At 68.2% G+C, this 9,135-nt stretch carries 12 protein-coding genes; 6 read left to right on the top strand and 6 right to left on the bottom strand.

What is annotated here, in order from left to right; all coding sequences use genetic code 11:
• Positions 1-205, top strand: a 205-nt coding sequence (locus tag CMO28_RS28060) for a helix-turn-helix domain-containing protein (RefSeq protein WP_296720358.1), incomplete at its 5' end; no start/stop codon positions are given.
• On the opposite strand, the gene CMO28_RS28055 is transcribed toward CMO28_RS28060, so the two are convergent.
• The 3 genes from CMO28_RS28055 to CMO28_RS28045 all read right to left on the bottom strand — a co-directional run bounded on the left by CMO28_RS28055 (position 202) and on the right by CMO28_RS28045 (position 1,329).
• Positions 202-486: a type II toxin-antitoxin system RelE/ParE family toxin gene (locus CMO28_RS28055; protein ID WP_296720356.1), complete on the bottom strand. Its 285-nt coding sequence runs from the start codon at positions 484-486 to the stop codon at positions 202-204. The genes CMO28_RS28060 and CMO28_RS28055 overlap by 4 nt on opposite strands.
• Complete coding sequence (locus CMO28_RS28050; protein WP_296720353.1) at positions 483-764, bottom strand: ribbon-helix-helix domain-containing protein; 282 nt, start codon at positions 762-764, stop codon at positions 483-485. Before CMO28_RS28050 ends, CMO28_RS28055 begins: the two co-directional genes overlap by 4 nt.
• 193 nt (positions 765-957) lie before the next feature.
• Entirely contained in the window at positions 958-1,329 is a 372-nt protein-coding gene (locus tag CMO28_RS28045) for a PRC-barrel domain-containing protein (RefSeq protein WP_014753033.1), read from the bottom strand.
• Between the two features lie 241 nt (positions 1,330-1,570).
• Between CMO28_RS28045 and CMO28_RS28040 the strand changes: the two genes are divergently transcribed.
• The 5 genes from CMO28_RS28040 to CMO28_RS28020 all read left to right on the top strand — a co-directional run bounded on the left by CMO28_RS28040 (position 1,571) and on the right by CMO28_RS28020 (position 6,359).
• Positions 1,571-2,359, top strand: a complete 789-nt coding sequence (locus CMO28_RS28040; protein ID WP_296720340.1) for a Crp/Fnr family transcriptional regulator — start codon at positions 1,571-1,573, stop codon at positions 2,357-2,359.
• Between the two features lie 107 nt (positions 2,360-2,466).
• Entirely contained in the window at positions 2,467-3,702 is a 1,236-nt protein-coding gene (locus CMO28_RS28035; RefSeq protein WP_296720337.1) for an AAA family ATPase, read from the top strand.
• Positions 3,699-4,229: a hypothetical protein gene (locus CMO28_RS28030; RefSeq protein ID WP_296720334.1), complete on the top strand. Its 531-nt coding sequence runs from the start codon at positions 3,699-3,701 to the stop codon at positions 4,227-4,229. The genes CMO28_RS28035 and CMO28_RS28030 overlap by 4 nt, the downstream gene beginning before the upstream one ends.
• Positions 4,226-4,918, top strand: a complete 693-nt coding sequence (locus CMO28_RS28025) for an RNA ligase family protein (RefSeq protein ID WP_296720331.1) — start codon at positions 4,226-4,228, stop codon at positions 4,916-4,918. The genes CMO28_RS28030 and CMO28_RS28025 overlap by 4 nt, the downstream gene beginning before the upstream one ends.
• Before the next feature lie 217 nt (positions 4,919-5,135).
• On the top strand, positions 5,136-6,359 hold the full coding sequence (locus CMO28_RS28020) for a DUF2599 domain-containing protein (protein ID WP_296720329.1): 1,224 nt from the start codon (positions 5,136-5,138) through the stop codon (positions 6,357-6,359).
• A gap of 88 nt (positions 6,360-6,447) precedes the next feature.
• Here the strand turns inward: CMO28_RS28020 and CMO28_RS28015 are convergent, their stop codons facing one another.
• From CMO28_RS28015 to CMO28_RS28005, 3 genes are all read right to left on the bottom strand, one after another.
• Complete coding sequence (locus tag CMO28_RS28015) at positions 6,448-6,903, bottom strand: hypothetical protein (protein WP_062770049.1); 456 nt, start codon at positions 6,901-6,903, stop codon at positions 6,448-6,450.
• 84 nt (positions 6,904-6,987) lie between these two features.
• The gene (locus tag CMO28_RS28010) at positions 6,988-8,007 is read right to left on the bottom strand and encodes an aldo/keto reductase (RefSeq protein ID WP_296720323.1); all 1,020 of its coding nucleotides are present in this window, start codon (positions 8,005-8,007) and stop codon (positions 6,988-6,990) included.
• Positions 8,004-8,885, bottom strand: coding sequence for an SDR family oxidoreductase (locus tag CMO28_RS28005; RefSeq protein WP_296720321.1), 882 nt, complete (start codon positions 8,883-8,885; stop codon positions 8,004-8,006). The genes CMO28_RS28010 and CMO28_RS28005 overlap by 4 nt, the downstream gene beginning before the upstream one ends.
• Positions 8,886-9,135: the final 250 nt, after the last annotated feature.

Below are 9,135 nucleotides of genomic sequence, written 5' to 3'. Positions count from 1 at the left end.
CGAAACGGTCACCAACGTCGCGCTCGACCTCGGCTATGACAGCCCCAGCGCCTTCACCGCCATGTTCCGCCGCATCCTGGGCGCCAGCCCGCGCGACTACCTCCGCACCACGGCGGAGGGTGGGCGGGCGGTGGGGGGAGGGAATGAGCGGTATGCGGATGGCGCCTGTGCAGACGTGGAGAGTCGTCGCCGCAGGTGTCTCTAAAAGAGATCCCGCCATCGCCGCGCACCATGAACGACGCGGATCACGTCCACGCCCTCGCTGGTGATGCGATAGAAAATCAGGTAATTTCCCGCCGGAAACAGGCGCAGACCCGGCCTGGCTTCCGGTCGGGCCACGCCGATATACGGCATCTCCCCGATACGTCGGCAATATTCCAGGATCCTGCCGCGCCATCGTTGGGCGGCAAGGGGATCGTCTTCTGCAATCGTCAGGGCGATGGAGGCAATATCGTTCGCCGCGGCAGGCCGCAGGCGAAAGGTCATGGGCGGGGAGTGCGGCTCAGCCGCTCGTCCAGCATGATCCGAATCTCTTCGAATGCCGCTTCCCCGTCGATTGAGGGGCCGCTGGCCAGACCTTCATCCCACAGACGCCCCACTTCCTGAAGGGCGTCCTGTCGTTCTGCGCGGCGCTGTTGCCAATCCTGCAAGGCTTCCCGCATGAGATCACCGGCCGAGGCGTATTCACCAGCTTCGACGGCCTGGCGGACCAGTCCGGCCATCTCGGGCGTCAGGGCCACACTGACCTTTTCCACACGTGCCATGGAACCTGTTTCCCCGAACATCATGGTCTTTGAAGATTATCACGTTCCGTTCCGCCGACAAAGACGCCCCCGTCCGATAACGAGCCCCCACCCGAAAAAAGGCCCGGCACCCCCAAGGGTGTCCGGGCCTTCCTCCACCGATCGGCACGGCGAGGGCGGGGCTGCGCTTTGGCCGTGCCGATGTCGGGTGAGATCAGATCCAGTAGGGCGGCACGCCGTAATGGCGGTGGACCGATTCCTCGTAAGTCCGGTCATAGAGCCGCCGCTCGTCGCCGCGGTCGTAAGTGGGGGCGTTTTCCAGCTGGTCACGGGTCAGATTGACCACATAGCCCTCTTTCGAGGTATCGTATTTCAGCACGTCCCAGGGAACCGGGTGGTATTTCTCGCCGATGCCCAGGAAGCCGCCGAACGAGAGCACGGCATAGGCCACGCGACCGTTCAGCTTGTTGAGCATCACACCATAGACCGAGCCGATCTTCTCGCCGTCGGCGCCGTAGACCGAGGTGCCCTCCACCCGGTCTGCGGAAATGAGATTCGAGGTTTCGGTCGTGGCAGGGGTGGCCATCTGAGCGTCCTTCCTCTTGCTGTCCATGCCCGCCGGCCGGCGGGTACGGACGGCTCAACGCTTGACCGGATCCTTTGTTCCCGGCTTTAAACTGGTTTAAACTCCACCAATAATTTTCAGCTGGCTTGAACTATTGAATCATGTCAACTTTTGCCCGATCCGGAAACATCGGAACCCGCGCGGGGGCATGCTACTTTCATAAGAAAGGTCTCTACGAACTGTGGCACGGGCGTATCCTCGCATGAGAGACATCTATACCAGAAAATCGCCGCGATCCGGTGACTGTCTCATCGATAAAATGGGGTATTACCTGGAACTGTCCCGACCGGACATAGAACATCTCACCGATCTGCAGCGACAGGAACAGACATGGCGGGTCCGGGATGTGGTGCGCGAGATGGGCGCGCCCACGGAAATGTTCTATGTCGTCAAGACCGGCTGGTGTTTTTCCTACACCATCATGGCCGATGGCCGTCGGCAGGTGCTTCAGATCCATCATCCGGGCGATGTGATCGGCATTCCCGACATCGCCTATGAACATGCCGTCACCGGCCTGCAGGCCGCAACCGACCTCTGTCTCTGCCCTTTTCCGAAAAGCCGGCTCGACACCATCTTCACCGACAGCCCCAGGCTGACCGCGCTGATCATGACGCTCGGCATGATCGACCACGTGGTTCTGCTCGACCGGATCCGCACCATCGGCCGGATGAATGCCGATGAGCGCGTGGCGCATTTCCTGCTCGAAATCCTGAGCCGGCTGCGCATCACCAACCCCGATGTCGGCGACAGTTTCGAACTGCCGCTCAGCCAGGAACTGGTCGGCGACACGCTGGGGCTGACCAATGTCTATGTCAGCCGCACCCTGTCGCTGATGGAACGCGCCGGGTTGATCGAACGCATCGACCGCTCGATCCGCATCGCCGACGAGCAGGGCCTGCGCGACATGGCGGATTTTCAGGACCGCTATTACCGCATCGACACCTCGTGGTTCCCGGGCGGGGCGCTGGAAAAACTGTCGGCCGGCGCCTGAGCGGCCGCCTTCGGGCTGCGACCCCGGGTCCTCTGGTCATGGGCGGGCGGCCTTGATAGGGTCGGCCCGTTCCGCATCACGCGGACCCGGCCGGAGGTCTGCCCCCCATGTACACCACCATCCGTCTGCGCAATGTCAGGGCCTGGGCCGATAGCGGCGATATCGCGCTGGCCCCGCTCACCCTGTTCTACGGCGCCAATGGCGCCGGCAAAAGCAGCATCGCCCAGGCGCTGGACGCGCTGGCCCGCATCGCCGATCGCGGTTTCACCGACCCCGCGGCCCTGGTCGCCGCCCTGCCGGCCGAGGCCGTGCGCGACATGATCCGCGACCGCGAGCCTACGCGGCTCATCGGCATCGATCTGGCCTGGCAGCCCGATGCGTCCATGCAGGCGGCCCTGGTGCAGGGCGCGCGCCGGCTGGCGGTGTCGGTCGAACTGGGCCTCGATCCGGCCGGCCGGCCGCGGCTGCACGGGCTTCACTGGACCGTGACCGATAAGGCCGACCGCCCGCTGCGGGTGGTGGCGGTTCATGACGGCCATCCCGTGGACAAGGATGCGGCCGCCATCGATGTGCTGGCCGCCGCCACCGCCGCCGCGGTCGGTGGTTTCGTGATGCTGGGCCCCCTGCGTGCCCGGCCGCGGCGCAGCTATGCCGTGCCGGCGCGGGTGCCGGCCGATGTGGGGCCGCGCGGGCAGGGGGCCGTGCCGGCCATGGCCGCGGCCGACCGCGCCGGCCGCCGGCTTTCGATCGGCGATGGCGCCGCGCGCGGCTTTGCCGACATGATTTCCGACCGTCTGGCGACCCTCGGCCTGGTCGCGGGGGTGGATCTGGTCGATGCCCCGGGCGGCGTGGCCCTGATCGCCCGCGGCCGGCGCGGCGGCCAGGCCCCCTTTGCCGAGGCCGGGTTCGGCCTGTCGCAGGTGCTGCCGGCGGCGGTGGCGGCCTTTCTGGTGCCGGCCGGATCGACCCTCTGGCTGGAACAGCCCGAGCTGCATCTGCATGCGGCCGCCCAGGCGGCGCTGGGCGATCTGCTGATCGACGCGCTCGATGCCCGCGAGGGCGGCCGCGCCCGCCGGCTTCAGATCCTGGTCGAGACCCATTCCGAGCCGCTGCTGAACCGCATTCAGCGCCGCATCGCCGAGGCGCAGCTCGCGGCCGACCGCGTGGCCGTACACTGGTGCCCGGGCACGGTGCCGGCCACGATCGAGCGGCTGGAGATGGATGAGACCGGCGAGATCCTGAACTGGCCCGACGACGTGTTCGGCGACGAGATGGCCGATGTCCCCGCCCGCGCTGTGGCGGCGGCCGCCCGGCGCAAGGCGCGCCGGGAGGGCGGGGCATGAGCGAGGGACCCACGCCCCGTCCGCGGCGGATCATCGATACCAATGTCCTGCTCATCGCCAATGGCGCCCATGACGACGTGGGCCCCGATTGCGTGGCGGCCTGTGCGCTCACCCTGCAGGAGATACTGCAATCCGGCCGGGTGGTGATCGATGACGGCTGGGCGATCCTGGAAGAATACGGCCACAAGCTGCGCCCCAATCGCGGCAAGGGGCCGGGGGATGTGTTCCTGAAATGGCTGCTGCGTCAGGCCGGCAATCCGGCGCGCTGTGAACAGGTCACCATCACCCCCGACGAGGCCCGCGGCTGGGCCGAATTCCCCGATGATCCGGCGCTGGGCAATTTCGATCCGCCCGACCGCAAATTCGTTGCGGTGGCCTCAGCCCACCCCGCCCATCCGCCGATCCTGCAGGCGGCGGATTCGAAATGGCTCGACTGGGCGCCGGATCTGGCGCATCACGGGGTGGAGGTCCGCTTCATCTGCAAGGATGAGGCCCAGCGTTTCCACCACAACAAGTTCGGCCGATGACCGGGTTTTTCCGCTTTCCCCAGACTGCCCATGTCGCCTGGCTTGGCGCGGGTGCACCGCGCGACGACAAGCTGCTCTCGCCCGAGGAGATCGATCACCTGCTGGACGGGCCGGTGGTGATCGAAGAAAAGGTCGACGGCGCCAATCTGGGCCTGTCGGTCGACCCTGAGACCGGGCTGGTGCGCGCGCAGAATCGCGGCCAGTATCTCCATGCCCCCTTCACCGGCCAGTTCGAGCGTCTGGGCGACTGGCTGGCCCTGCATGAAGACCGGCTGTTCGATGCGCTGGCCATCGACCGGCTGATCCTGTTCGGCGAATGGCTGGCCGCCCGGCATTCCCTGGGCTATGACGCGCTGCCCGATCTGTTCCTGGCTTTCGATGTCTACGAGCGCGAGACCGGGCGTTTCCGCAGCACCAGGGCCCGCAACGCGCTGGCGCAGCAGATCGGCATCGAAACCGTGCCGGCCCTGTTCACCGGCCGGGTGACCGACGGCGTCGAGGGGCTTCTGCGCATCCTGACCGGCGCCCGCAGCCGCTATCGCGACGGCCCGCCCGAAGGCATCGTGATCCGGCGCGAGGACGACACCCACCTCATCGCCCGCGCCAAGCTGGTCCGCGCCGATTTCACCCAGGCGATCGGCGAGCACTGGCGCCGCCGGGCGATCGAGTGGAACCGGGTTCAGCATTAGAACCCTAGATGTTTATTATGAGGATATTTAACAATTAATGATTGAGAACACCCAGCCGAATCGGGACAATCCCCTGGTCACGTAACCACGCGCAGACCTCCGTCGCCCGCCCGCCGCATCTGCTTTTTGCCAGCAGCTGCGCCCGGCTCTCTGCATGCCCGGCGCCGGTCGTCCCGGGCGGCGACGCGAAGCTGTGCCGCCGACCGGGAGGTTTTCCGTGAGTCGTTTCTGGCAACATATCGGCCGTCTGGGTCAGGGGTTGGGGCTGGCGCTTGTGCTGGCCGTCGCCGCCGCCCTGCCGGCGGGTGCGCAGAGCACCCATACCGCATCCGATCTGACCGATCGCTATTACAACACCGCCGCCGATTGCGGCGGGCCCTCGCGCCCCGCCTTTCTGTGCTCGGGCGTCATCTTCCGCGGCACGCGCTATTCCACCGCCTATCATTCCTGGGATCCGAGCCCCACATCGGTGCGGACGGGCGGCGTATCCTTCTCGTATCTGCGCGCCGATGCGCGGTTCGAAAACCTCGCCTTCAACTATCATAACGGCTACACCGTCTATCCGATCTTCGGTGCGCCGTCCTGGGCGATGGATTTCAATTTCGTCTGTGCCTTCCCGCTGGACGGCGCCACCGATGCGCGCACCGACCAGGGGTGCGGCAGGCGGACCGACGACACCACCAATCGCAGCGCCCCCTGCCAGTCGATCGGCGTTCTGACCGCCGAGCAGTGGCTGAGCACCTATCAGCCGCATAATTCCAGCACCGGGTTCCGGGCCTGCGGCTTCACCGTTGCCGACCACACCAACCCGCCCCAGGGCACGGCCTACGCCTTCCAGCAGGTCATCCGGGCGATGAACCAGCTGGGCCCGGTCTCTCTGGGCCAGCAGAACGAGATGCGCGCCGCCACCTGGGCGCAGGGCATCGGCGACAAGCTGCCGATCGAATCCTTCTTCTACCTGGCCAATGCCGGCGATCAGGCCCTGCTGGATGCGCGCGGCGACCAGGCCGACTATTACCGCACCACCGGCCGGTTCGTGCCGGTGATCCGCATGACGCTGCCCACGGCGAACAAGAACGCCACCTTCCACTATGTCGATGCCGACCAGGCCATCAAGCCGGCGGCGGCGGCGGCCTGCCCGCAATATATCGAACGCGGCGGCTGGACCACCCATCCCGGCTCACCGCATCTGAGCCTCAGCCTGGTGCCGACCGATTGCGCCCGCAATGTCGCGGCCTCAGCGGCCGGCGCGGTCTTCGCCGAGGTCCAGGCGAAGTTCGGCGCCACGCCGCAATGGCACAACCCGGCCGGCATGGCCGCCCAGCTGAGCTGCCATATCGAAATCGCCCGCCACAAGGCCGAATGGAACCTGGAGCCCGACCGCCGCGCCGACAGCCCCGAGCAGACCCGCAGGGAAGACTGCAACCCGCCCTTCGTCTGAGCCTTGCCCGCCACCCATGAAAAACCGCCGGGGGCCGTATCGCCCCCGGCGGTCTTCATTGTCCGGTCGTTCCGGTCGTCGGCCCTGATCAATGCGCCTGTGCCGGCGGGTGCAGCTGGTCCAGCACCTTGCGCAGCACGCCATGGGCCACGGCCACCTCGGTGACCTCGCCGACCAGGGCATGATAGCGCGCCTGCGCGCCCGCGGCCTCGCCGGCCTCTGCGGTCGCAAGGCTGTCGGGCCCCGGCCGCACCAGGGCGGCAACCTCGCCTGCATGCCGCGCCACATCCCCGGGCCCCGGCGGCGGCAGGCGCCGCGGGCTGCGGGTCTCGTCGATTGCGACGATCAGATCCGAGATGGCCTTCAGCCAGGCGAAATCCGGATGCCCCGTCACCAGCGACAACCGCTGATACGGATCCGCGGCCGCACCGAACCGCTCCAGCTCGGTATCGAGCATCGCCTTGTGAACCTTGATCAACGCCGCCGACAACAGCTTCAGCGCAGCGCGGGGATCGGTGGCAGGCAGGCGGTCGATGGCGGTCATGCGATCGCGTCTCCTTCATCTCGCCGGTTGCGGAACCGGGAATATGTAGCGATCCGACCGCCCGATGTCACCCGGTGGGGTATGTCACCGATCGATGGCAGCCATCCGGTCCGGCGCATAGCGATCCCCCGCCACCGCCTCGGCCGGCAGGGCGGCGCCGATGATGGCGCGGTCCTCTGCCGTCAGCTGCAGGGCCAATGCCGCCAGATTGTCGTCCACCCGCGACGGCCGCGAGGCGCCGAAGAGGGCGATCACCGGGGCGGCAGGGGTGCCGGCCGAAAGCACCCAGGCCAGCGCCAGGGCGGCGGGGGTGGTGTTGCGCCCGGCCGCAAGTGCCGCCAGCCGGGCGGCGAGGTCGGCATTGCGGGCAAGGTTTTCGGGCGCGAAGCGGGGGTAGATCTTCCGCCCGTCATCCGCCGCAAGCCCGCCGCCGCCGACCGATCCGGCGAGCAGGCCGCGGCCCAGCGCGCCATAGGCGACGAAGCTGGTCCCGGTCTCGGCGCAGGCGGCGAGCAGGCCGTTTTCGGGCTCGCGAGAGACCAAGGAAAACTCGCTCTGCACCGCGGCGATCGGGTGAATTTCTGCGGCTTTTCTGAGGGTTGCCGGTGAAACTTCGCTCAACCCGATCTGTTTCACCCGCCCCTTCCGGACCTCGTCGGCCATGGCGCCGACCGTCTCTTCCACCGGCACATCCGGGTCCAGCCGGTGCAGATACCACAGGTCGACGACATCGGTGCCGAGCCGGCGGAAGCTCGCCTCCAGCGCCAGCGGCACCCGTTCCGGCCGGCCGTCGATGCCGCGGATATCGCCGCCGCCATCCGGCCGCACGAAGCCGAATTTGGTGGCGATCTGCACCCGCTGCCGCAGGCCGGGGCGGGCGGTCAGCGCCTGGCCCACCAGCTCCTCATTGGCGCCCCAGCCATACATGTCGGCCGTGTCGATCAGGGTCACGCCCCGATCGACGGCATGGTGAATGGTGCGCAGGGCCTCGCCGGCGTCGCGCGCGCCATAGCTGCCGGTCATCGCCATGCAGCCCAGGCCCAGCACCGGCACGGCCGGCCCACCCCGGCCCAGGGGGACGTTCGCAAGCGCGCGGGACATCATGCCGTCTCCTTTCCGCCGGCCGCTGCGGCGGGCTGTCGTCCAAGATTGCGCAGCGCCGCCCAGGTGTCGGGCGTCCAGCTGCGCAGGGCGGGAAGTTCCGGGCCGGCGGCGCCTTCCAGGCGCCGGCCGCCATCGATCGCCAGCACCTCGCCGGTAATATAGCCGGCGCCGTCGGAAACCAGGAAGGCGGCCAGATCCGCCAGTTCCTGCGGCCGGCCGGTGCGGCCCAGCGCCACCCCCGCCTCGGCCGGCGGCAGGTCGGTGCCCGCGGGCCGCAATCGGCCGAAGGCGCCCTCGGTCGGGAAGGGGCCGGGCGCGATGCCGTTCAGCCTGATCCCCGCCGGCCCCCATTCCACCGCCAGCGAGCGGATCATCGCCAGCACCCCCGCCTTGGCCATGGCCGAGGGCAGCTTATAGGGCGCGCCGGTCAGGGCCGACTGGGTCAGGATGCACAGCACGGCGGCCGGCATCCCGGCCGCGATCCAGCGCCGGCCGGCGGCGAGCGTCACATTGGCCCCGCCCTTCAGCACGATATCGACCACCGCATCGATCGCCCGCGGCGACAGCGTCTCCGATCGGGCGAGGAAATTGCCGGCGGCCGAATTGACCAGGATATCGACCGGCCGGTTCCGGAAGGCCTGGTCCATCATCGCCTCGACCGCATCGGCATTGCGGACATTGCAGGGCAGGCAGTCGACCGCCACGCCGTGATCGGCGCGGATACCCTCTGCCGCCGCCTCCAGCACGGCGGCCCGCCGCCCCACCAGCACCAGATCGGCGCCGAGTTCGGCATAGCGCCGCGCAATGGCGAGCCCCAACCCGGACCCGCCACCGGTGATCAGCGCCCGACGGCCCTGAAGAAGCCCGGATGCGAACATGGATGTCTCCGTTTTTCTGTCATGTGGATGGATGGCGGTTGTCGTGCGGACAGGAAGGTGGATCCCCGCCTGCGCGGGGATGACGGTGGTGGGGGCAGGGGCCACCACGGTGCCGCCGGGGTGTGACGTCAGCAGGGCGGCGGCGCCAGGGTGATCGGGGACCGGGCGGCCGGCCGCGGCGGGCATGGACGGCATGGCGTTTCCGTCCCGCCCTCCAACCCCTCTCCCGTCACCCCCGCGAAGGCAGGTG

The sequence above is a fragment of the Tistrella sp. genome (assembly GCF_002684955.1).
In the GTDB taxonomy this organism is placed as follows: Bacteria; Pseudomonadota; Alphaproteobacteria; order Tistrellales; family Tistrellaceae; genus Tistrella; species Tistrella mobilis.
The sequence above is the reverse complement of the archived record's forward strand: the minus strand, read 5'-3'. Positions and strand labels throughout refer to the sequence as shown.

Bases quoted from the DNA above. Each gene is read 5' to 3' on its own strand.
- CMO28_RS28055 (WP_296720356.1), bottom strand. From the start codon at position 486: ATGACCTTTCGCCTGCGGCCTGCCGCGGCGAACGATATTGCCTCCATC.
- CMO28_RS28050 (WP_296720353.1), bottom strand. From the start codon at position 764: ATGGCACGTGTGGAAAAGGTCAGTGTGGCCCTGACGCCCGAGATGGCC.
- CMO28_RS28045 (WP_014753033.1), bottom strand. From the start codon at position 1,329: ATGGCCACCCCTGCCACGACCGAAACCTCGAATCTCATTTCCGCAGAC.
- CMO28_RS28040 (WP_296720340.1), top strand. From the start codon at position 1,571: ATGAGAGACATCTATACCAGAAAATCGCCGCGATCCGGTGACTGTCTC.
- CMO28_RS28035 (WP_296720337.1), top strand. From the start codon at position 2,467: ATGTACACCACCATCCGTCTGCGCAATGTCAGGGCCTGGGCCGATAGC.
- CMO28_RS28030 (WP_296720334.1), top strand. From the start codon at position 3,699: ATGAGCGAGGGACCCACGCCCCGTCCGCGGCGGATCATCGATACCAAT.
- CMO28_RS28025 (WP_296720331.1), top strand. From the start codon at position 4,226: ATGACCGGGTTTTTCCGCTTTCCCCAGACTGCCCATGTCGCCTGGCTT.
- CMO28_RS28015 (WP_062770049.1), bottom strand. From the start codon at position 6,903: ATGACCGCCATCGACCGCCTGCCTGCCACCGATCCCCGCGCTGCGCTG.
- CMO28_RS28010 (WP_296720323.1), bottom strand. From the start codon at position 8,007: ATGATGTCCCGCGCGCTTGCGAACGTCCCCCTGGGCCGGGGTGGGCCG.
- CMO28_RS28005 (WP_296720321.1), bottom strand. From the start codon at position 8,885: ATGTTCGCATCCGGGCTTCTTCAGGGCCGTCGGGCGCTGATCACCGGT.